Source organism: Viscerimonas tarda (assembly GCF_054601255.1).
In genome coordinates, this window is the sequence record NZ_BAAHWV010000043.1 from 1 (window position 1) to 23,063 (window position 23,063).

Consider the following 23,063-nt stretch of genomic DNA (forward strand, 5'->3'; position numbering starts at 1 on the left):
AGGAATGGTTCTGTATGGAAAGGGGTAACAAGCGCAGACTCGGCAAAAGTTTATTTTACGCCGAATGTTGTGTCGGCCAATATTAATGGCACAGCTATTAGCACAATTTATAACGACAGTTTACGAAATGATACCTTGCAATGTAAGATTGTTGTGGTGAATGTTGAGTTTGAGGAAGATCCTTCACAAAAGTGGGGATTTGATGAAAATGATCCGACAAAGGAAGATGATTATCCATCTTTCAGGACAGCACCTGTGCAAGGAATAAAATGGAAATCTCTAAAAAATGATGGAATATCGGATAATATACTTGTAAAAGCTATACCAAATGGCGCCGAAAAGGCAATAAAATTTGTTTTGTCTGACCCAAATTTCCAAATAATCTCTTTTACGCCAACAGCTAATTCCAAATATCAATTATCAATAAAAACAACCAGTGCGATAAATGCAGATTTAATACCTCAAATCGGTTATTTTACCAATGATTCTATGCAGATGAAACTACATGGAATGGGTGGAAATAGTCAAAAAGTTCGTATAATTATTGTTCATGAAAGTAACGATGATGTTCAAGTTGTACCTTTTGGAAATACGACAGCATCTGATACAACAGTAGTTATATCAAGTGGAAACAATAAATTTTTGGATTCTAGAAGAAGAATTGATATTCTCGGCGATGATCAAGTTATCTATAATTCTGCGATGGGGGACAGCGTTGTAATAGCTGGTACAAATAAAATTTGTGAGAGTCGTGCCCATAACATGGATATAAAAACAACACTGATTAGTATGGTGCAGCTACAGGATACTTTGAATAAATACTACAGCCAAAGCGTATATAAATGGGAAGTAAAATCTATTGAAGAAAGGTCAATTAATTTTGATTTAAACAAAGATGGTCAAATTGATGTTTCTACATGGAATACACCGGAAATGAAAGTTATAGCAGACAGTTGTGTCAGAAATGCTACTATGTTTAGTATTATTGTCGTGGACAATCCGAATGATGGAAGTAATGGATTCTCTGAGTTTCCTATAAATAATCCACAAAAACTAGCCTTTGTACATCCGGCTAATGCCCCCCAAATATATATGACCATTTGTCATGAATTAGGGCATGGAGCTTTTAATCTACAGCATCCTTTCCATGAATTTAGTGGTTTTCCAAAGGGGAGAAAAGATATTTTAAACATTATGAATTATGGTATTCAAAGAAATAAATTCAGAAAATATCAATGGGAAAAGATAAAATAAAAATAGTTATGAAAAAAATAATTTTTAGCATCTGTTGCTTGATAAGTATAAATGCACTACCGCAAACAGTAGTTGAACAAATAAAAGAACGTTTAGAACGATCCCAAAAGAACACTTCATTTGATAGTTATTCTATTGACATCTTATTTAATAACAGGAAAACAATAACAGAAGCAGAACTTGACTCTATTTTTGAAATACACAAAGAATATTATGGTAAGGCCGCAGACGCTTATGAGCCTATTTTGGACGGCATGTGGTATGTTTACGCAAAGACAAACAATAATATGTTGAAAACAAGTATTTTATATATGGCAGAACAAGCAATCAACGACACTATTATTGATTATGTTCAAAGAAATAATATTTCAAAACTTTTCATAAATGGAGTAGATTTGCAGTTCTTTGATGAAAAAATGAAAGTGGAGGTAGTAAAAAATTTGAATTTTCCATACAAGAATGACAGAAAAAATATGTTGAATTACAATATGATACTTCTTGCTGGAGCTTTGAATATGCAAGATATAAAAGACAGGCTATATATCATTGCAGATAGTAGCAGCATGAATTATGGTATTTATAAAGAAGCAGCCAAAATAGCATTATGTCGAATGGGAGAGAGAAAAATGCTTATAGAATTTTTTTCTAACTTGCAATCTATGCAATTAAAGGATGTTCTTGATAGATGGAAAGAAATAGAATACATAAAACAAAAAGAGAGTGTTGATATATTACTAAAAATATTATACTCGGATGAAACGAGACCTCCTGTAAAAGAGACATTGCCAAATGAAAAATTAGCCTATTATGCCATGAAAGCAATTGAACGAATATCTGTAAATTGTCCAATAAAAGTACAAAATATTAATGGGTATGAAAGAGATAAAGCATTAGAACAAATACGGAAATGGGCTAAGACAAATAAAATTGAAATTAATAGATATATTTGGTGAAATATATGATACACATCCCCGTAAAAGCCAAGTTTATAGACCCTAACAAGGACGAAATAACAGAGGGTGAGGAGTATGAAACTACCAAGCGAGAAAATCCCTATTATATTCTGATACTGACAGATGAAGATGGGAATGAACATGAGGTGAAGGTGGGTGAGTTGCCTGTGGTGGTAACTGATGAAAGCGGGAATGAGTATGAGGTGGATGAAAATGGCAATGTGAGGCTGGTGGAAGAATTGGGCGATGCAGAGGAAGGAGATGCACCTAAAGAATCTGAATGTGGGTGTCCCGAAGACTTGCTTCAAGGCTCATTCAACGGCGATTGCGACAGGATTTTAATACAGCTAAAAAAGATAAAAACGGCTTATGAAAGCGAGGAAACAGTAACTTTGGACAAATATTACGGTACCATGCCTAAGGGACGCATGAATATTGATTCGCTGTGTATATCAGACCTGTATCTTGATATGAGCTGGGTGCAACGGGATACGGTGCGGTTCGAACCATCGGATTATAAGGTTGTGCAGTCGGTATCTCAAAATGGGACGAAATTTCAAGCGATAAAATACGATGACATTTTGGAAATCAAAATACCTGAAAAAGAGGATGATGCCGAAAAGAAAATTAAGGCGTTAGAGAAATGGTTATTTGGTGGTGGTTCGAATGAGGATGAGGGAATCATCCTTGACGAAGAGGGCAATTGGTGGGTAAATCAATTTGAATGGTTTTGAAGTCAGAGTTTTAGATCCAATTAGTGGAAATTTTGGAGAATGTTTGTGGAGTGGTATTCGATAAAATATTGGGGACGTGTATCATAAATGGCATTATAAATATAATAACTTGACAATCGGACAAGAAAGACATTTAAAGGTAAAAATAAAGACGATATATTGAATCCTTTTTATAATTTTGAAGCAAAGAAACGGCTTAAAAACAACAAATATGAAAGCAAATCAACCCTTGTGTATCAGTTGTGGAGTTGACTGTCTGCCTTTTAGGTATAAATTGCAAGCTTACCTCAAAGGGGAATAAATCCGAAAGGACAGAGGAACAAATTATTAACAAAAAATGCAATTAAAGCAAAAAAATATGAAAATAGAGATTTATATCATCGCATTACTCTTGTTTGCTGGGAGTACAATTACTCATTCTCAAACCAAACAAAAAGAGGTTTTTAGTTTGGCGCTGGGGTTGTCGGATGCCGACAATGGTGTTATCGGACAACGAGTTGATGAGTTGAAATCGTTTGCTGTTGCCGATTTTGACACTGCTTCGCAGGCAGAAATAGTCCGCCTGCTGACAAAACCGAATTATCCGCATTACGATGATATAGCGCTTCTGGCCGGCTATATTGGCGTGGGTAAAGAGGTATTGATGCAACATTATCAGAATCCGAATTTACCTGTTCGGAAGAAATGGAATATCGCTTTGGCTTTGTCCCGGATGGGCGAAAAAATACCGTTTGATTATTGTTTGAGCAAAATAAAAAAAGCGCCGGTCAATAGTTATGCAATCAATTATTTGTTTCCAGATCTGATTTATACACGTCAAAAAGCAGCGATAGATTATTGTGTAGAGTGGCTCAATAGCGACGAAAAATTGTGTCAATCGCCAAATCCCGATTATTCGGAATCCATTCCTTGCGCTTATGCCATTCTGGAACTGTTGGCGCCGGTTGTCGAAGACTTTCCTGTTTCGGTCAATCCTGCTATCGGCTTGGAGAGCGATGATTATGAAAAAACCTTGCAGGATGTACGCAACTGGTTTAAAGCACACCCCGATTATCAACTAAAAACAGCTATATTTTGAAATATGAATAAATATATTTGGAGCGCCGTATTCGTTTTTTGCTTCATTTTTCAGGCCAATGGGCAGGGGAAAATTCAACTTTTGTGCCAGCCTGCACAAACCGATTCTGTTTTGTTGCGCTGGGCGCCCACCGATAAGGAGGCATGGGATTCAGGCAATCGCTACGGTTATGTGGTGGAACGTTACACTTTGCTTCGCAACGGCAAACTGCAAGAAAACAAGGAGTATCGTTTGCTTACGCCCAGCCCGTTGAAACCGGCGCCATTGGCCGAATGGGAACCTTACGAGAATGACCGCTTTGTCAGCATTGCAGCTGAATGTATTTTTGGGGAGGACGAATCTGTCCCCGCACTCAGTCCGGTAATGATATACAAGCAGTACCAGATTGAGCAAAACAAATTTTCGTTTGCCCTATATGCCGCCGACCAATCGGTGTTAGCCGCGCGGCTTTCGGGTTTGTGCTGGACGGATAAGGAAGCCAAAGCCGACGAAAAATACCTTTATGCGGTGCATATTCACTTGCCCGACAGTCTGCCGCAAGATACCGCTTTTGCTTTTACCGGCATTTCCGAATACCAGGCTTTGCCCAAGCCCTTGGACTTGACTGCTCGTTGGGAAGATAAAAAAGTGCAGTTGTCTTGGAACATTTTTTATCTCAACCATATCTACAACAGTTATATCGTCGAAAAATCGACCAACGGTACACATTATACGCCCATCAGCGAAAACGCAACGGTACAATTAGCCGATGAGGGAGTAGAACCCACGTTGGGCTATCGTTCTGATTCCTTGCCCGACAACCAAACGACATGGTATTATCGCATACGCGGAAACACCGCTTTTGGCGAAACCGGACCACCCAGCGATTCCATCGTGGGACGTGGACGAAAACTGATTATTACGGCTCCTGTTATAACAAACAAAGAAGTGATAGACAATAATAAAGTACGTCTTACGTGGGAATATCCCGAAGATATGAATGAATCCTGTATCGGATTTCGGGTTTATCGCTCGACTAAACCCAACGCAACCAAAGAAAAGATATATGAAAGCAAATCAGCGGAAAAGCGTGATTTTACAGACTTGTCGCCTAAATTGACGAATTATTACCTCGTCTCCGTTTTTGACGACGAAACGGAAAAATTCACTGCCGGTCATACGTATGCCGAGTTGATAGATAGCATACCTCCTGTCGCTCCACGCAATTTGGCCGGAAAGGTTGATAACTATGGCAAAGCGCTGCTGACATGGACGAAAAACACCGATGAAGCAATAGAGGGCTACCGCTTGTATCGCAGCAATCGTCCCGATTTCGAGTTTTTATTGCTTACTCCTGCTGTGGTGCAAGATAGCTGTTTCACCGATTCAATTAACCTGAACACATTGACTAAAACGATCTATTATCGACTTCGCGCCATTGATTTGCGAGGCAATCAGTCGGATTTCAGCGAAGTTCTGGAACTGAAACGACCGGATGTCATTCCGCCGGTATCGCCTGTTATTCAAAGTTTGGAAGAACAGAAAAACAATTTGGTGATTACATGGATTAATAGTTCCAGCGAAGATGTTGTGCGCCATCATATCTACAAAAAAACAGCATCCGATAGCATTTTCCATTGGGTAGCAACTGTTGAAAAATCGGCAAACACACAAGTTTTCCAGGATAATATTGTAGAAAGTGGAGAGACTTACAGCTACTATGTGTTAGCCGAAGATGACAGTTATTTGCTGTCCCGGCCATCTGCTTCGGTGCAGCTAACAATGTCCGGCAGCCGTTCTTCGGATGAAATTGTGTTGAACAAACAAATCGTGGGCAATAATGTTGTTCTGACCTGGAATACTCCGGCAAAAAAGAAAATAGCAGAAGTGGTAATTTACAAAGCTCTGAATAACGGCCCCCTGCAATTACACGCTCATACTAATGGAAACACTTATCAGGACAATATGCCCAAGTTGGAACAAACAGTGCGCTATCGCATTAAAATACAGTATGAAGAGAGTGGTTCCCATGCATTTAGTAACGAAATTGAGCTGAAAAGATGATGAAAAAACATGTCGCAGACTTGACCCGTAATCTCCTGATAATAATGCTTATCTCTCTTTCGGCGCTCCCATTCAAAGTGGTAGGACAAGATGTGGAAGGGGCGCTGAAGTCTCCGGTTTTGACTGCGAATGGCGGAATTTCTATCAGTCAAATCGCCACTTTCACACCCTTGGACAGTGTTGGCCCTCCCAATCCGTATGCATTGTATGTGGGTGGTAGTCTGAATTTTAGTTTGTTTGGTGTTGTTAATGTGCCCTTATCGTTTGCCTATACCAATCAACAATTAAGTAAGAATGTGTCCTTACCGTTCAACCGGTTTTCGCTTTCTCCATCCTATAAATGGGTAAAAACCTATATGGGCTACACCTCAATGCAATTCTCGCCCTATTCGCTTGCCGGACACGAATTGTTTGGCGGTGGCGTGGAACTCACGCCCAACGAACAATGGACAGTCAGCGCACTCTACGGAAGATTGCAAAAACCATCATTAGGCGAGGAAGGAACAGACCCTGCCTACAAGCGTATGGGAGGCGGTTTGAAAGTAGGTTATAAAGGCCAGAAATTTGATTTGGCTGCCAATGTTTTTAATGCGCAAGATAATCCATCGTCCGTTCATTTTGACAATCCGGACAGTATCGGATTATCACCACAAGCGAATTTGTCGGGAAGTGTGGAGGCTACAATTAAACTCATTCCGCATCTGAGCTGGCAAACCGAATATGGATTCAGTTCGTTGAATCGCAATCGGACAGAATCGGATATGGCTCTCTATCATGCCATTAACACCCGACTGACTTATTCGACAGATTTAGGCTCAATTGGAGGCGCTTACGAACGTGTGGCTCCTAACTACACCACCTTGGGCGCTTATTATATGACCAATGATTATGAAAATATTACCGGATCGCTTTCAACGGTTATCAAAAACATCAACATTGCTTTGGAGGGCGGTTATCAACGAGATAATTTGGACAATCAGAAAAACAGCAGCGCTTCGCGGATCATCTATTCGGGAAATATTTCGGCCAACGTTTCCAAACGCTTGTCATTGGCGGCAAGTTTTTCCAATTTGCAATCGTATCTGTATATCAATGATGTCTATTCGCAGGTAACGCAGACCAATCAATTTGAAAATTTAGATACCCTGAATGTAACACAACTCAATTACACGGCATCACTCAACGCTTCCTATTTGTTGCAAAGCACTGAAAAACAACGACAAAATCTGTCGGCAAACTTCCAATATCAAAAATCGGCGGAAGCGCAGCAGTATTCTGCCTTTGCCGGAACCAATATCTACAACACGGCGCTTTCCTATCAATTATCCTTTGTCCCATCCAAACTGGATATGAGCGCTTCAACCGCTTACAGCTACACACAAGGGTTGGAAAATATGGACAATAAATCCATGACTTACAATTTATCCGTTCAAAAGACCTTTTTTGAAAAACTAAAAACAGCCTTCAATAGCACTTATAGCAATATGAATCAGTCAGGCAATGAATTGGATGTGCTTAATTTGCGTTTCAGCGCCGGAACAACCCTTTGGAAGCGACACAATGTCAATTTTAGCTTCACCACTTTATACAGTGAAGGAAACATCAGAAAGCAGCTGCAACATGCCGCCAATCTGACTTACAGTTATGTGTTCAACAGCACTTTATCCCGCCAAGGCAAACAACTGCATTTGGATTCACAGTTTTAAGGATATTTTAATAAAAGTCTTAGCTTGGTTATTGAATTACGAATTAAAATTATTTACAGCAATTAAGTCGATAATTTTTGAGTTGATTGCGACCAATTCCATCGTAGCTTTTTTGAATCTGTATGTCGGGTTGTTGTCCAATTTCAGCAATGGTGCGTTTCAATTCCTTAACCTTGGCAAATGTTTCAATGATTTCAAGCGTTGTTTCAGTTGCTTTTTTCCCTTTTAGGATGGTCGCAATCATGTACAGTCCTCTTTCTGAGAACACATTAGGAAGCTTATGCTTGCCTCCCCAACTTGAAGTCGAAATTTTCGACCTCAAGTTATTCCACTCCTCTGTTGTCAAGGAGAGAATATCCCGAACTTGTTCCAAGCGTTTGACGGAGAATTTCTTCTGCACAATACTTTCAAGTTCCTGTTCAGTTAAATAATCTCTTTCAGATTAATGTCTGATATTTTGTATTTGTACTTCATGAAGTCTTTGAGCCTCGTACCTGTTCGTTGATATTTCTGGAGGATATCACGGCCTACTCCTTTTCCGGTGGCCCGTCCGGCTTTAGGACTCCATTCTGCCGGATTGACTTCGCATTTCAAACTAAATTGGGCTATTTCACTGTTTAGAGTTACTCTTGCCATAACAGGAGCTTTCCCGTTACTTTTTACTGCGTTCTTTTTGATGTAAAAAAGAATCTTGAATGTATTTCGTCGCATGATGCTTCATTTTTTAAGTTACAAAATTAGTTTTCTGTTTCCTCAAATGCTGCATTTATGCTACGCCAAATAGCGACAAGTCAACGCCTTATTGCGACAATCGTTACCTGTTTTGATTTTTAGAAAACAGGTAATGATTTGGTAACGGAACGCTGTCCGTTTTTGGCTTTTTGATGACTTCAGGATGGAAAGCAAAAAGCCCGTAAAATGCTAATTTTACAGGCTTTTTGTATTGTTTGTCGCTTGATTGGCAGCGACCTGGCGGAAGCGGGGGGATTCGAACCCCCGGTACAGTTGCCCGTACGTCAGTTTAGCAAACTGGTGGTTTCAGCCACTCACCCACACTTCCAGTTCAATATTTTTTTGAACGCGATGCAAAGATAATTGTTTGTTTCGATTTATCAAGGCTTAAAGATATATTTTCTCGGGATATTTGTACATTTGCATATCAAAAACGGACAAAGGGACACTTGAAAAACTTAGAAATGAAGAAAAAACTACTCTTAATTATAGCATCAACAGTATTATTGCTTGGCGCCGCCGGTTACTTTTATGTGCAACAAATACTTTCAACCGGCTTCGATATTGACGAAACGGTGTATATAGAAATTGACGGGCGAAAAAGTTACGCCGATGTAATTGCTCAGATTGAAGCAAAGGCGCATGTAGAGAGTGTTTCTGATTTTGAGCGTGTGGCTTCTTTCCTCGACTATCCGGCGCATATAAAGAGCGGGAGGTATGCCATCCGGCCCGATATGACGGTTTTGCAGGCCATCCGGGTTTTAAAGAGCGGGAATCAGGTTCCGGTAAAGCTAACATTCAATAATATCCGAACAAAGGAGGACTTGGCCGAAAGGTTATCCTCGCAGTTGATGTCAGGGAAAGAGGAGCTGCTGTCGGCATTGAATAACCCGGCTTTTTGCGCCAAATTTGGTTTTTCGCCGGAGACAATTGTCTGTATGTTTATCCCCAACACCTACGAATTCTACTGGAATGTTTCCTTAGACAAGTTGCTGCAGCGCATGGATAGCGAATATAAATCTTTTTGGAACCCAGTCCGTCTCACGAAGGCGGGGCAGACAGGGCTATCTCCGGTAGAAGTGTCGATTCTGGCCTCTATTGTTGAGGAGGAATGTTATTTTTCGGATGAGTACCCTGTTGTGGCCGGATTGTATATTAACCGGCTGAATAAAGGGCAATTGCTTCAGGCCGACCCAACCGTAAAATTTGCTGCGGGGGATTTTGCGTTGAGGCGTGTGCTGTCGAAACACTTGGCGATAGACTCTCCGTATAATACATACAAGTACCAAGGATTGCCTCCTGGCCCCATTCGCATCCCTTCCATCAAGGGGATCGACGGCGTACTGAATCACTCAAATCACAGCTACTATTACATGTGCGCCAAAGAAGATTTTTCGATGAGGCATAATTTTTCGGCAACATTCGCCGAGCATCAGCGCAATGCGGCAAAGTATCAGGCAGCGCTCAATAAAAAGAAGATTTATCAGTAAGCATTGTCCTCGCCCCTGAATAAATTGAGGACAGTTACAATTATAATTTTCAGGTCGAGGAGGAATGTCCAGTTTTCGAGGTACCAAACATCGCTTTTGAAGCGGCCTTCCATTTGGGTTATTGTTTTTGTTTCGCCTCTGTAGCCCGATATTTGCGCCCATCCTGTTATGCCGGGTTTCACCAAGTGCCTGATCATGAACTTATCAATTAATCCGACATACAATTTTGTTTGCTGAATCATGTGGGGACGAGGGCCTACCACCGACATATCGCCTTTAAGCACGTTAATGAACTGGGGAAACTCATCAATGCTTGTCTTCCGCATAAAAGCGCCTATTTTTGTTATCCGCGGGTCGGCTTTTACGGTGGCAACAGTGTCCGCATCGCCGTTTATCCGCATCGAACGGAATTTGTAGCAGTCGAAAACCTTGCCCTGCAAACCGGTTCTTCGTTGTTTAAAGAAAATCGGCCCCGGCGAAGATATTTTTATGATAGCCCCAAAAATAACGAGTATCAACGGAAATATGGCGATTAACACAATCGAAGAAAACAAGATGTCGAAAGTTCTTTTTATCAGCCGGTTATGAAGCGACATCAAGGGCTCTTTCCGTATCGCAATAATAGGTACTGTTTGTAAAAAATCGAGCACAAGCCCTCTTTTCACATATTTATAAAATTCAGGCACCAAGTAGAACCTGATCATGTGTTTTTCGGCAAAGTTGAGCAATTGAAGTATTTTTGTTTCCTGACTTCCGGGAAGGGTGCAATATATCTCGTCAACATGGTTGTCGAAACAAAATTGTTCTACGTCCGATATTTTCCCGATATAATTGGGCAACGATTTTTTCAAACTCGTATTGTCGTCAAAAACCCCCAACACTTTGAACCCGTAATCACTGGAATCCAGTTCTTTATAAACAGTCATTCCATTCAATCCGCCTCCGACTATTACAATGAGCTTGTAATTATACCCTCTGTTTCGGTATATTTTGAGCATAATCCTGAACAAAACATGCCACGAAGTATATATCGCTGCCAATACCAGGTAAATAATCAGACAGGAGATCCACGAAAAATTGAGGAGATTAAGCAGTGTTATACCCGTAATTAATGTGATGGCATACAAGCTGATAAAGGAGATTGCCTTTTGAATAATTTTATCGAAAAAGATAATGTTGAAAGATATATCATCTACATTGACAATGCTTACGATAACAAAATACGAAAGGTTAATCAACAGGAAAATTTCGCCGATTTCGCTTTTCTGTAAACGGATGTTCTCGAAAAAGAAATCACGGAAAAAGGCATACAATAGAATAAAAAGAAGGTTGATAACAATCAAGTCCCCCAGTTTTACCAGCCATTTGATCAGATAGCCGTAGCCTTCTTTTTTCGAAATCATTTCCATATATCCAATCAGAAATTATTTTTTTTATACCTGTGTGTGTAGTCTTTCGACAGGTAGCACAATGTAACAACAGTGAGCAGGAGGCTAAGCAGGGCTGTCCACCACATATCTTTCGCTCCTATATTCTCAATGGTTTCGTATTGCGGAGTGCCGTTGTAGAAATGGAACAATATTACGCCCATCGCATTGTTGGTGAAGTGAACGATGATGGGTAGCCATAAACTGCCTGAAAAGACAAACAGGTATCCCAGCAAGCCCCCCAACAAAAGACGGGGGACAAATCCATAGAACTGCATGTGGATGGCGCTGAAAATGAATGCAGCTATCCAAACGCCCCAATGATAGTTATTGGTTATTTTATGGAAAATTTGTTGCAATACGCCCCGGAAGAAAAACTCTTCGACTACTGCCGCTACAATGGCGACAATAACCAAATTGAGGAGAAGAATCTCGAGGGAACCGCCCGATAACAGTCTTTCGGTGATTAAAGCTGTGCTGTCTTCCAGATTTTTCATCCAAGCTTCTATTCCCGACATGGATTCGGGCAGTTTCATCTGGCGATTGTAATAGCTGGTGAAGCTAATCAGGGGTTGGATGATGAATATGAGGAAGACCGAAATCAGTAGAGAGTCGATGCGTAGCCCTTTGTTTATTTTCAGGTAACTCCTGCCTTTTTTATTGAACAGGTAGGCGCATAAACAAGCCGGCACAAAAAACAACAGCAGTTGTTGCGTGAGTTGCACTATGCGTAGATAATCGACCGATTCCAACACCAAAGACGCCCAATCGGAGGCATTTCCTCCCTGAATGAAGAAAAGCGCAATGATGGCCGACAATACCATTGAAACAACTGCGCCCAAGCCAAAAAAGAGCCATAAAAAGAATAACTGGGACCAGCTACTCATTTCGACAAATATCTTCTTCATAGAAATATCTTTAATTAAGTCTTAATACAACGATACCGTTGCATCTTTTTGAACCGGCGCAATATTCTTCCAATGTTTTGCGTTCGGCGGTTACTTTCATAGTATTGGTGGATGCATGAATAAATGTTACTTGCGTCTTGCTTGTGTAAATTATCCCTGTATGGCTAAAATCCAATCCATTTACCGATGTTGAAAAAGCAACGATGTCTCCGTTTTGCATTGTTTTGCTTGCTCCACGTACCATATCTTTAGCTATAACGAAACTTTCCCCCCTTTTATTGAGTTCGGCCTCGGTTTTTTTTATTTTATCTTTCATTTTTGTGTCTCCCGAAAGCTGTTTATACGAGGACGGATGGGTGGACATAAAATCAATTTGCCTGTTTATTTTTTTTCCGCCTAAAGCTTCGGTCTTGTTTTTCAGTAGCTTGTTCTTCTCATTTTCATTTATCCAGTCCGATACATAATGCAGCCGCGAGGCGTAATCTTCAATCACGCCATTCCGGTACCTGATTTGCTGTAAAATAGTGCAATAATTCCCAAACGATGTATCTCCCGATTGGATAGCTTTGGATAGCGCCATACAGGTTTCGACAAAGGTGGTGCAATCGAATTCCCTTAAATTGACGGTTAGTTTTTCCTCGCCGGTTGTTTCCAGAGTAGAAGCCACATAAGGGGTATCTATAAAGAAGAGCGCCGTTTTTACAATCAGTTCGCCAATGGGTTCGTTTTTGTATTTCGAGAACTCCTTTGTGTATTGCTCATACACCAGCGAATCGGTTGCAGTGTAATTAACCTGCGCTTGCATGGCAGGAGCTATAAAGAGCCACAGAACAGGTAAAAGCGCCTTTGTTATTATCCTTTTTCTCATGCCGGTTAGCTCAAGCCCTCAATTTCGCCATTCACAATGTCTATTTTATTTGCTTGCGGTTCGGAGGGCAACCCGGGCATCCTCATTATCGAACCGGCAATGGCGACTATAAATTCAGCGCCATTATTTATAACAATGTCGTTGATGGTGAAAACAAAGTTACCGGGCACTCCATAAAGCTTCGGATTGTCGGAGAAGGAGTATTGCGTTTTTGCGATACAAACCGGATAGTGTTCCAATCCGAGTTGTTTTATCTGGGCCATCGTTTTCTTTGCTTTTGCGCTGAACTCTACGGATGAGGCTCCATAGATTTCCTGAGCCACGCTTTCTATCTTCTCTTCGATAGTGTCTTCGTCGGCGTATATAAAATTGAGCGGAAGCGAGGGCTTTTTAGCAATGGTTTCGACTACCAGCCTGGCCAGTTCCACCGAACCTTCGCCTCCTTTTTCGAACGACTCGTTGATGGCGAATCCCACATCCAGAATTTCACAGTGTTTTCTCACCAGTTCCAACTCCTGAGGCGTGTCGCTCGCGTATTTATTGAACGCAACCACTACGCTCTGACCAAAAGACTCCATGTTTCGGATGTGCTTGTCGAGATTTCTTAACCCCCTTTCAAGTCCGGCTATGTTTTCTTTTTTAATATCCTCCAGCGCCACATCTCCGTGCATTTTCAGCCCTTGAGCGGTAGCTACAATAACGGTTAGCTTGGGATTGAAACCTGCCTTGCGGCATTTTATATCGAAGAACTTTTCAGCGCCCAAATCGGCGCCGAATCCTGCCTCTGTTACCACATAACCGGCGTGCGACATGGCTACTTTTGTGGCAATTATGGAGTTGCAGCCATGAGCGATATTGGCAAAAGGGCCTCCGTGTATAATGGCCGGAGTGTGTTCGGTTGTTTGAACCAAATTCGGATTAACCGCATTCTTCAGCAATACCGCGATAGCTCCTGCCACGCCCAAATCTTTTACGGTGAATGGCTGATCCTTAAAATCGTATCCTAAAATAATATTTTCGATGCGGCGTCTTAAATCGTTTGCATCCTTCGCGAGGCACAATATGGCCATGATTTCCGATGCCGGAGTTATTTCAAAACCCGATTCGGAGGGCGCCCCGTTTGTCCGGCCATTTAGTCCGGTAACAATATACCTCAGGCTTCGGTCGTTAATATCCAGCACCCTTTTCCACACAATTTCCTTCAGCATTTTATCCGTTCCGCCATGCCGGTACTGGTAATTGTCGAGCAGGGCGGCAATCATATTGTGGGCAGAGGTGATGGCATGAAAATCGCCTGTGAAGTGCAGATTTATATCCTCCATCGGCAGCACCTGCGCATAACCGCCGCCGGCAGCGCCGCCTTTCATCCCGAAACAAGGGCCTAAAGACGGTTCCCGAAGAGCGACAATTGTTTTTTTGCCTATCTTCTCCAGCCCGAGAGCCAAACCAATGGATACGGTCGTTTTACCGATTCCGGCCTTTGTTGGAGTTATTGCCGTAACAAGAATCAGGTTACTGTCGGCTATTTTCTTTTCATCGACCAGTTCGGAAGGAATCTTCGCCATGTATTTTCCGTAACTGAAAAGATGTTCCTCGTCTATATTAATCGATTTTGCGATGTCTTTAATTGGTTGCAACTGAATGCTTCTGGCAATCTCTATATCTGTTTTCATAAAACAAAATGACAATTTTACATGACTGTTTAAATAATGAGAGGGTAAAGATAGCTATTTTGAATCGCTCAAGAAAATAAACGGAATTTAATGAGGGGATTTTTTTGTTTTTGGAGAGAAAATCACAATCAATTGACAAAAAATACTATTTGTCGATTGATAGTGGGAAAAAAATAATTAATTTTGCAGCCACCACTAGAAAACGGAAAGCTGCCAGAGTGGTCGATCGGGCCGCACTCGAAATGCGGTGTACGGGTAACTGTACCGGGGGTTCGAATCCCTCGCTTTCCGCCAAGTTGCTGCCAATCAAGCGACAAACAATACAAAAAGCCTGTAAAATTAGCGTTTTACGGGCTTTTTGCTTTCCATCCTGTTCTATCCCGAAGCCATCAAAAAGCCAAAAACGGACAGCGTTCCGTTACCAAATCATTACCTGTTTCCTAAAAATCAAAACAGGTAACGATTGTTGCAATAAGGCGTTGATTTGTCGCTATTTGGCGTAGCAGAAATGCAGCATTTGAGGAAACAGAAAACTAATTTTGTAACTTAAAAATGAAGCATCATGCGAAGTACATTTAAATTACAATAGACTTGAAAACAAAAGTTTAGACAGGTAAGAACAAACATTGGGTAACAATATAGAAACGAGCGAACTGCTTTTGTTTGCTGCGTTTTTTCATTGTTTCAAATAACTCAATACGAAGGTAATAAATATTCTGTATTCCTTAAAACTATTATGAAAATTTTGCAAACAAAATATTGTATATATTTTAACTTATCTGATAATCAGATATATAAATGGTTTATACAAAAAGATTGAGAGGTATATTTTTCCATTTATTTTTTATTAACCAACAACATGTTTTTCAAATATGTTATAAAACATATACTTATATGTGTTTTTCAGTAAACAAATAACTTCTATTTTTGTTATAAGTTGTATAAAATTGGCATATTCCTAAAAATATATACACATGAAAACAACATTAACCATTTTCCTATCCCTGTGTTTTATCCCATTATTCAGTCAAATAAGTTTACGAAATAACGCTGTTCGCGCGGGAGACAAAATTGTCAAACAGCAAGTGGAGTACAAAGACCCGGGCCGGTCGGGTGTGAACGTCATTTGGGATTTCAGTAAGCTGGAATCCATTAATCCCGAGTATAAACTGAGCTATTCCACGCCACGTGTGAGGAAAGACAGCCTGTATATTCTTGGTGCAGACACGTTCAAGTTAAAGAACGTTGAAGAAAATGAGTTGATAGTTGGACGCGAACACAGGACAAACTATTATTACAGGGTAAAGAACAATGTGATGTATTGTTTGGGACACGAAAATCCGACAACTTTGATGCACTATATCGACCCGATACCGGTTATTGGCTACCCGATGAGTTATGGCCGGGAGATAACACTCAACTATCACTCGGATTGTTTATACTCCTCTCAAATACAGATGTTAACACATGGAAACGTTCGTGTAGAATCGGATGCTTTGGGGAAAATGGTTCTGCCATCGAAGGACACTTTGGAACATGTTATCCGCATTAAGACGGTACGCACCATCCTGTCCGACAGCATTGAAGCGATGGACAGCATACGGATAAAAACGCAGATTGAGACTTACCAGTGGTACTCCAAAGGTTATCGCTATCCGGTTTTTGAAACCGTCAAGGCTATTCATCAGCAGGATACGATTGAGGATGTGTTTACCACCGCCTTTTTCTTTCCGCCGCAGGAACATTACTATCTGGAGAACGATCCCGATAATATCGCCGTTTTAGACAGTTTGGATAATGCAGGAGGCGGCATCTATGACCAGAATAATCCCGATGGAGGCGGTTCAATGCAGCAAACAACAAACTTTGCCTATAACTTTTATCCCAATCCGGTGGCGACTGATTTGCATATTGAGTACTTGCTGGAGCAGAATGCCACAGTGAATATATCTCTGTATAACATGAGCGGACAGTTGCAGAAATCCTTACCGGAGAAAATACGGCAAGCCGGATTGTATTATGAGACTATTGATTGCGGTAATTTGATCACAGGCACTTATGTCTTGCGGTTGAAAATAGGTAACGAAATTGTGAACGAAATAATTGTAAGGAGGTAAGAGTATGAAAAAGATAGTTACTTTTTTACTACTATTGATACTTAAAACCAATAGTTATGCACAAATACCAGAGTTACCCAAGTCTGCATTAAGTCCTAATGCAGCAAGTTTGGGTTTGTATGGAAATATACCTGTTTCGTTATATACAGGGACACCTGATATAACAATACCATTGTATGATATTACTGTAAAAGATTTTGTAATGCCTATCTCATTAAGTTATCATACATCAGGTATTCGTGTTGATCAACATCCCGGATGGACGGGATTGGGATGGAGTTTGCATGCCGGAGGGGTAATTACAAGATCTATTAATGATAGAATTGATGAATATGACAATTTCAGTTCTACCGCTAGTGGATATAAAGCCGGATATTATCATACCAAACGCACCGCTCTCAACACAGATAATTGGAATCAATTAGGGCATCTTCGATCAGTTGCACAAAGTGAGAATAGATTGGGTACGGATGATAAAGCTCCTGATGAGTTTTCTTTCAACTTTGCAGGCTATAATGGTAAATTTTATTTAGATCATAATGGAAGCTGGAAAGTTCAATGTAATAAACCTGTGAAAGTGGAATTTGACGGAACATTTATGGATATACCTTTTGAATCTGATGGTTCAAAAGGATACTCTCCTTGTTTTAGTGGCTTTACAATTGTAACAGAAAATGGAACAAGATATATATTTGGAGGAGATAAAAATGCTATTGATTTTTCTATTGATTTTTTCGGGCAAAATTATGATGAATGGATTGCTACAGCTTGGTATCTGACTAAAATAATATTGCCTACCCAACAAGAAATCAGTTTTTCTTATGAAGAAAGGAAATATCGTAATAATGAACAGAAAGAATTAAATAACCAAATGGGCATTCATGTTTATGACAATATAAAGTCAGAGGCTATGAATAGTTCGGGCATACATTTTGAGTGTTCCGATGAATATTATTTTTCAATAGCGGCCAGCTATAAAGGCAGACTAATATCTCCCGCATATTTAACAGAAATATCCACAGATAATGTAAACATTTCATTTAATAAAAGTCTTAGCCATGAACTAAAGTATAGTAATGAAATATATTCCCTCGCATTTAACTACTGGTGGTGGTATGTATTTGATGGAACAGGATCGCCTTTCCTTAAGTATCTATGTCCTAATGGGACGTCAGTTGATCTTTCCGTTTATCTCAATAATCTTAGATGGTATAAACTTGACAGTATAATAGTCAAAAATAAAAGCAAAACCGAGACGTTGAAGAGTATTGGCTTTAGCTATAATGACATACCAACAGAAAGATTGGCTTTAAATAGTATGACCGAGTTGGGAAAAGCCCCCTATATTTTCTCATATTACAATATTAATCAGTTGCCGGGGTATTTAGCAAATAAATCTGATCATTGGGGATTTTACAATAATAATTATGCACCCATAGAATGTTCTAGTAATTATGACTATCCGGGTTATTATAACTATCGAGAACCGGATACAACATATGCAAAATATGGTGTGCTAACTAAAATAGAATATCCGACAGGTGGATATACCGAGTTTGAATTTGAAGCGCATAATTACCGGAAACAGCTAAAGGAGAAAAGATGGGAAGGATGTGATTCAGTTCCTTCTAATCGGTTCGCTGGTGGCGTGAGGATAAAACGGATTAAAAATAGCGTTTCTGGTGAACCTGCCAGTGTTATGAAAGAATACTTTTATGTCTCGGATTATTTGCAAAATAAGAACAATGCATCAAAATCTAGTGGTGTTCTAGGGGGGCAAATACGATATTATTTTATCAATTACGTTGTTAAAGCATACAACCACAATAATGCAAAGAAGTCAAAAAGCATATTCTCCACTAATACCGTCTTGCCTTCTTGTGAGAACGGGATGGGGAGCCATATAGGATATACTGAAGTTATTGAAAAGAATCCAGACAACTCTTTTACAAGATACCAATTTACAAATTTTGATAATGGATATTTGGATGAACCTGCGGAGGTTGTTATTCAAGAAACAAGAACTGCATATGAACCTTATGCCTCAAAAGTAAAGGAAAGAGGTCAATTATTATCTCAGGAAGATTATAATACGAACGGATATAAAGTGAAAAGTAAAAAAATCACTTACGAAAAAGATAAAACCGAAAACAATTATGTCAGGGCAATGAAAGCATCACGGGGCCGACTATGTCCGAATTCAGAGGTATATTATGATGAAGGTTCATCATATAAAATTTATACCTATTTACTACAACCACAATCAGAGACGACAGTTTTTTATAATCCGGCAACGGGACAAGCTTTGCAATCAAGTACGGTGAATTATACATATACCAATAAACGATTGAGAGAATTATCTGTCAGCGCCAGTGATAATAGAGTACACAAAACAAGCTATAAATATCCGGATGATTTTTCTTTACAGCAACCCTACGGCCACATGGTGAGGAAGAATATAATAAATACTATTGTAGAGAAAGAGACAAAAATTGATAATGTATCCGTACAAAAAGAATTAAATAATTATACAGAGTGGAGGACTAATGTTTACAAGCCAATTGAATATAAAATAAGCCATAAAGGTGGAACGCCGGAAACACGAATACAATACCATAACTATGATTATTATGGCAATCCATTGTATATAACTAAGGATGGAACGGATAAAACGGTGTATCTTTGGTCTTATTTGGGGCAACATGTTATTGCCATGATAAAGAATGCCTCATACGATCAGGTTAAAAATGCTATCGGTTATCCACCTGAATATGTATCGGAATCTACGAATCCGGATATAAACCAAATAAGAACCTCTCTGAATAGTATATCTAGCGCCCATATTTCGACTTATTCGTACTATCCAGCTCTGGGGATGCTGACAAGTACTGATCCGAAAGGTTTTACAACGTATTATACCTATGATGTATATGGACGATTGAAGCATACACGAAACACTAAAAGAGAAATTCTGAACAGTTACGAATATCATTATCAAAATCAATCGGAATCGGCTGATACTTTAGTTATTGATACAAGTACTCCATCCTATTTTCCTATTGTTATAGACGACATTATTATAAAAAGTATATTTGATAGAACTCAAGATTATTATCAAAACGAAGATATACATGCGGCATTACGAGAAAATAAATTTTCTCCTTCACAAATAACTGGAGGTTCAGGGAAATTTCGTTATTCATGGAAGTCAGACGGTATATATGATTTAGATAAAAATTGGATGGGTAAACAGGATGAATATGTAACATCTTTTGCCCCCAATGGGAATCATACCATTACATTAGAAGTTGTAGATAAAGAAACTGGAGAGATAGTGTCTAAAAGCAAAACCATAAATATAAAGAAGAGGTTGATTGGCTTTGAGAATGTTTCTACAGATGGGAAATATGGAACAATTTATCCTTTTACACACATATCTGTTCCTATTCTACTTTTAATAGAAGGCGATTCCAATTCCAAAATAACACTAACCGTTGGGGGTAGGGACGAATATGTATATGAGTCTTCCAACAATTTTTCGGAATACCATACATTCCAGTTAGAGCCTGGCAGGGAGATTGAAGTATTCATTGAAGGTGAAGGGAGAATAATGATATGGTCGACAGAAAACTATGACGCCAAACCGCCATATCATCTTCCTCTTAATTGATAAATCTAATAATAAAACACAGCAATAATATGAAAACGAAATATATAATACTGGCTTTACTATATGCGTTGACGGAAATTTCGGTTGCACAAAATAACATGCAGGATGCTATTGATGCAGGGGTGAAAAACAGTTCATTCACTTATACCAGTACATGGAATACGGTGAATTGCACGAATGCTTACCAAGGCCAATTTACCAATGACGTATTCTACAAATTCACGCTAACCAAACCGATGACGGTAACTATCTCTCTTTGCAGTTTTGACACGAATGGAAATGAGGACACAGATTTTGATACTTACCTACATTTGTTGAATGCTTCGGGAGGCTTAATTGACGAGATTGATGATGAGTATGGATACTGTTTATCGGACTACCATTCTCACTTGGAAATGAAAGACCTTCCGGCAGGAACTTATTATGTGGTTTCGGAAGGATATAATCAGAACGGGAATATAACGACGACGATAGAAGGTAAAACTGTGGGCAGCGCTAACAGTAATTTCGTCCATACCCGTACGATGACCAGGAATGATGGAAGCGCTTACATCGACCAGATCCAGTATTTCGATGGACTGGGCAGGCCCCTTGAAACGGTGCAGAGAGGAATAACTCCAGCAAGGAAAGACCTTATTACCTATCAGGAATATGATGTACTTGGACGGGAATCAAATGCATGGTTGCCGCGAGTTTCAACAGGGGATAATGGCAATTTTGTTCCACTCAATACATTTACCGGATTGTCCTCCAGTATTTATCAGAATGATACCAAAGCTTACTCCAAGCCTGTATATGAAGCATCGCCGCTCAACCGCATTGTGGAACAATACGGACCCGGGCAGGCATGGCAAAACAATGGCAAATCGGTGAAGACAAGCTATTTATCAAATAATACAACTGTTTTAGCGGAACTGAAATGTCGCTGGTACTCGGTAAGTGGTAGCGGACTGACAACGGCTTTACAAAGTAACGGTCATTATGCTGTTAATCAGTTGTTTGTTACCAAGATGGAAGACGAAGACGGCAATACATCCTACGAGTTTAAGGACAAGCTGGGGCGGGTGGCGCTTACCCGCCAAAAGAATGGAACCAGCGCCAGCACAACCAATACCGATATTTATTACGACACCTATTACGTATATGATGATTTTGGCAACTTGTGCTATGTGTTGCCACCCATGATTAACCTGACAGCGACACCCGCAAATGGAGATGAAAACGATGCGCTGAAGCGATACGCCTACCTCTACAAATACGACAATCGCAATCGTTGCGTAAAAAAACGCTTGCCGGGTTGCGACTGGATAAAATACATATATGACGATGCCGACAGGTTGGTGTTTTCGCAGGATGGAGAGCAGCGGATCAGGGAGACAACGGAAACCCCTTCGGGTGGCACGCCGGGGCGGTGGTCTTTTTATATTTATGACGCATTTGGCAGAACGGTAGTTACGGGAGAAAGCGAGAATCCCAGTTTTAGCGGGGTAGTAAGGGCTAGTTATGGCGGAGGAGATCCATTATTTGGCAATTACGATATTCAAGGTATTGGTTTCAGTTGGAATAACTGCAAGATATATACCATTAACTACTACGACAATTACAATTTTCTTTCTCAAACAGGTTTTAGTTTCCTAAGTTTTAGTGTTGCCTTAGGAAGTGGTCTTCCGAATTACGGCTACGATACTCGTTATGGTGATAATAATGACCCGATTGCAGCCAAAGGCTTGCTGACAGGCTCTATAACAGCCGTATTGGATAACAGCACAACAGCCAGTTTTGTTCGTAAAACCTTTTATTACGATTACGATGGCAGGTTGATACAAAGCAGGACAAAGACTCCCCCTTATGATGTGGTTGACTGTGAATACATCTCTTATAACTTTAGTGGACAACCGATTGAGAAAAAGATATATCATGGCGCTGGGTTGGAGCATGACATATATGAGCGGTATAAATATACTTACGACCATGCAGGACGGCTGATGACAGTCAAACACATGTTGAACGACGAAAATGCCGACAGGCCGGAAATTATTCTTGCACAGAATACCTACGACGAGCTGGGCAGGTTAAAAACCACAGCGCCCAAAAACAATACAACTATGAAGCTCACCTATACCTACAACACCCGCTCGTGGTTGACAAATATCTCGGGAACGCGATTGTCGGAAAATATCTATTACAATCAACCGGCCTTTGGCGGTACTCCCCGCTACAACGGAAACATTTCGACAGTACTTTTCGACAATTATCTGGGCTACAACTATACCTACGACAATATGAACCGCCTGACCCAGGCCCAAAGTATTATGACTGGAGATTGGGGAACAAGTTATGGTGCATACGACACTCAATACACCTACGACAAAAACGGAAATATGACCAGCCTGTTCAGGCTGTCGGACTT

At 40.2% G+C, this 23,063-nt stretch carries 16 protein-coding genes and 2 tRNA genes; 11 read left to right on the forward strand and 7 right to left on the reverse strand.

What is annotated here, in order from left to right:
* The 6 genes from ACYPWY_RS13680 to ACYPWY_RS13705 all read left to right on the forward strand — a co-directional run.
* Positions 1-1,254, forward strand: a 1,254-nt coding sequence (locus ACYPWY_RS13680) for a hypothetical protein (protein ID WP_459686103.1), incomplete at its 5' end; no start/stop codon positions are given.
* Positions 1,255-1,262: 8 nt separating this feature from the next.
* Positions 1,263-2,207: a hypothetical protein gene (locus ACYPWY_RS13685; protein ID WP_459686104.1), complete on the forward strand. Its 945-nt coding sequence runs from the start codon at positions 1,263-1,265 to the stop codon at positions 2,205-2,207.
* Positions 2,204-2,941 (forward strand): hypothetical protein, encoded by a 738-nt coding sequence (locus ACYPWY_RS13690; protein ID WP_459686105.1) that lies wholly within the window; start codon positions 2,204-2,206, stop codon positions 2,939-2,941. Before ACYPWY_RS13685 ends, ACYPWY_RS13690 begins: the two co-directional genes overlap by 4 nt.
* 358 nt (positions 2,942-3,299) lie before the next feature.
* A complete protein-coding gene (locus ACYPWY_RS13695) occupies positions 3,300-4,019 on the forward strand; it encodes a hypothetical protein (RefSeq protein WP_459686106.1) in 720 nt (239 codons plus the stop codon).
* Positions 4,020-4,022: 3 nt separating this feature from the next.
* Positions 4,023-6,062, forward strand: a complete 2,040-nt coding sequence (locus ACYPWY_RS13700) for a fibronectin type III domain-containing protein (protein WP_459686107.1) — start codon at positions 4,023-4,025, stop codon at positions 6,060-6,062.
* A complete protein-coding gene (locus tag ACYPWY_RS13705) occupies positions 6,059-7,768 on the forward strand; it encodes a porin family protein (RefSeq protein ID WP_459686108.1) in 1,710 nt (569 codons plus the stop codon). Before ACYPWY_RS13700 ends, ACYPWY_RS13705 begins: the two co-directional genes overlap by 4 nt.
* A gap of 49 nt (positions 7,769-7,817) precedes the next feature.
* Here ACYPWY_RS13705 and ACYPWY_RS13710 read toward each other — a convergent pair whose 3' ends face one another.
* From ACYPWY_RS13710 to ACYPWY_RS13720, 3 genes are all read right to left on the reverse strand, one after another.
* On the reverse strand, positions 7,818-8,168 hold the full coding sequence (locus ACYPWY_RS13710; RefSeq protein WP_459686110.1) for an ORF6N domain-containing protein: 351 nt from the start codon (positions 8,166-8,168) through the stop codon (positions 7,818-7,820).
* 23 nt (positions 8,169-8,191) lie between these two features.
* The gene (locus ACYPWY_RS13715) at positions 8,192-8,479 is read right to left on the reverse strand and encodes an Arm DNA-binding domain-containing protein (protein ID WP_459686111.1); all 288 of its coding nucleotides are present in this window, start codon (positions 8,477-8,479) and stop codon (positions 8,192-8,194) included.
* 259 nt (positions 8,480-8,738) lie between these two features.
* Positions 8,739-8,828, reverse strand: a tRNA-Ser gene (locus ACYPWY_RS13720).
* 136 nt (positions 8,829-8,964) lie between these two features.
* Between ACYPWY_RS13720 and mltG the strand changes: the two genes are divergently transcribed.
* Positions 8,965-9,990 carry an endolytic transglycosylase MltG gene (gene mltG / locus ACYPWY_RS13725; RefSeq protein WP_459686112.1) on the forward strand — a complete coding sequence of 342 codons (1,026 nt, stop codon included), beginning with the start codon at positions 8,965-8,967 and terminating at the stop codon, positions 9,988-9,990.
* Here mltG and ACYPWY_RS13730 read toward each other — a convergent pair.
* The 4 genes from ACYPWY_RS13730 to ACYPWY_RS13745 are packed head-to-tail and all read right to left on the reverse strand — an operon-like array spanning position 9,984 to position 14,866.
* A complete protein-coding gene (locus tag ACYPWY_RS13730) occupies positions 9,984-11,393 on the reverse strand; it encodes an undecaprenyl-phosphate glucose phosphotransferase (protein WP_459686113.1) in 1,410 nt (469 codons plus the stop codon). The genes mltG and ACYPWY_RS13730 overlap by 7 nt on opposite strands.
* A gap of 14 nt (positions 11,394-11,407) precedes the next feature.
* The gene (locus ACYPWY_RS13735; RefSeq protein ID WP_459686114.1) at positions 11,408-12,325 is read right to left on the reverse strand and encodes a CPBP family intramembrane glutamic endopeptidase; all 918 of its coding nucleotides are present in this window, start codon (positions 12,323-12,325) and stop codon (positions 11,408-11,410) included.
* Positions 12,326-12,335: 10 nt separating this feature from the next.
* A complete protein-coding gene (locus ACYPWY_RS13740) occupies positions 12,336-13,193 on the reverse strand; it encodes an N-acetylmuramoyl-L-alanine amidase-like domain-containing protein (RefSeq protein ID WP_459686115.1) in 858 nt (285 codons plus the stop codon).
* 5 nt (positions 13,194-13,198) lie between these two features.
* Complete coding sequence (locus tag ACYPWY_RS13745) at positions 13,199-14,866, reverse strand: formate--tetrahydrofolate ligase (RefSeq protein WP_459686116.1); 1,668 nt, start codon at positions 14,864-14,866, stop codon at positions 13,199-13,201.
* A gap of 204 nt (positions 14,867-15,070) precedes the next feature.
* Here ACYPWY_RS13745 and ACYPWY_RS13750 point away from each other — a divergent pair.
* The 4 genes from ACYPWY_RS13750 to ACYPWY_RS13765 all read left to right on the forward strand — a co-directional run.
* Positions 15,071-15,160 (forward strand) — tRNA-Ser (locus tag ACYPWY_RS13750).
* Between the two features lie 680 nt (positions 15,161-15,840).
* On the forward strand, positions 15,841-16,983 hold the full coding sequence (locus tag ACYPWY_RS13755) for a T9SS type A sorting domain-containing protein (RefSeq protein WP_459686117.1): 1,143 nt from the start codon (positions 15,841-15,843) through the stop codon (positions 16,981-16,983).
* Positions 16,984-16,987: 4 nt separating this feature from the next.
* Positions 16,988-20,653, forward strand: coding sequence for a hypothetical protein (locus tag ACYPWY_RS13760; protein ID WP_459686118.1), 3,666 nt, complete (start codon positions 16,988-16,990; stop codon positions 20,651-20,653).
* 29 nt (positions 20,654-20,682) lie between these two features.
* A partial coding sequence (locus ACYPWY_RS13765) for a DUF6443 domain-containing protein (RefSeq protein WP_459686119.1) occupies positions 20,683-23,063 on the forward strand: 2,381 nt, incomplete at its 3' end.

Coding starts and splice junctions, on each gene's coding strand:
- ACYPWY_RS13685 (WP_459686104.1), top strand. CDS start 1,263: ATGAAAAAAATAATTTTTAGCATCTGTTGCTTGATAAGTATAAATGCA.
- ACYPWY_RS13700 (WP_459686107.1), top strand. CDS start 4,023: ATGAATAAATATATTTGGAGCGCCGTATTCGTTTTTTGCTTCATTTTT.
- ACYPWY_RS13745 (WP_459686116.1), bottom strand. CDS start 14,866: ATGAAAACAGATATAGAGATTGCCAGAAGCATTCAGTTGCAACCAATT.
- ACYPWY_RS13730 (WP_459686113.1), bottom strand. CDS start 11,393: ATGATTTCGAAAAAAGAAGGCTACGGCTATCTGATCAAATGGCTGGTA.
- ACYPWY_RS13695 (WP_459686106.1), top strand. CDS start 3,300: ATGAAAATAGAGATTTATATCATCGCATTACTCTTGTTTGCTGGGAGT.
- mltG (WP_459686112.1), top strand. CDS start 8,965: ATGAAGAAAAAACTACTCTTAATTATAGCATCAACAGTATTATTGCTT.
- ACYPWY_RS13755 (WP_459686117.1), top strand. CDS start 15,841: ATGAAAACAACATTAACCATTTTCCTATCCCTGTGTTTTATCCCATTA.
- ACYPWY_RS13735 (WP_459686114.1), bottom strand. CDS start 12,325: ATGAAGAAGATATTTGTCGAAATGAGTAGCTGGTCCCAGTTATTCTTT.
- ACYPWY_RS13705 (WP_459686108.1), top strand. CDS start 6,059: ATGATGAAAAAACATGTCGCAGACTTGACCCGTAATCTCCTGATAATA.
- ACYPWY_RS13715 (WP_459686111.1), bottom strand. CDS start 8,479: ATGCGACGAAATACATTCAAGATTCTTTTTTACATCAAAAAGAACGCA.
- ACYPWY_RS13740 (WP_459686115.1), bottom strand. CDS start 13,193: ATGAGAAAAAGGATAATAACAAAGGCGCTTTTACCTGTTCTGTGGCTC.
- ACYPWY_RS13760 (WP_459686118.1), top strand. CDS start 16,988: ATGAAAAAGATAGTTACTTTTTTACTACTATTGATACTTAAAACCAAT.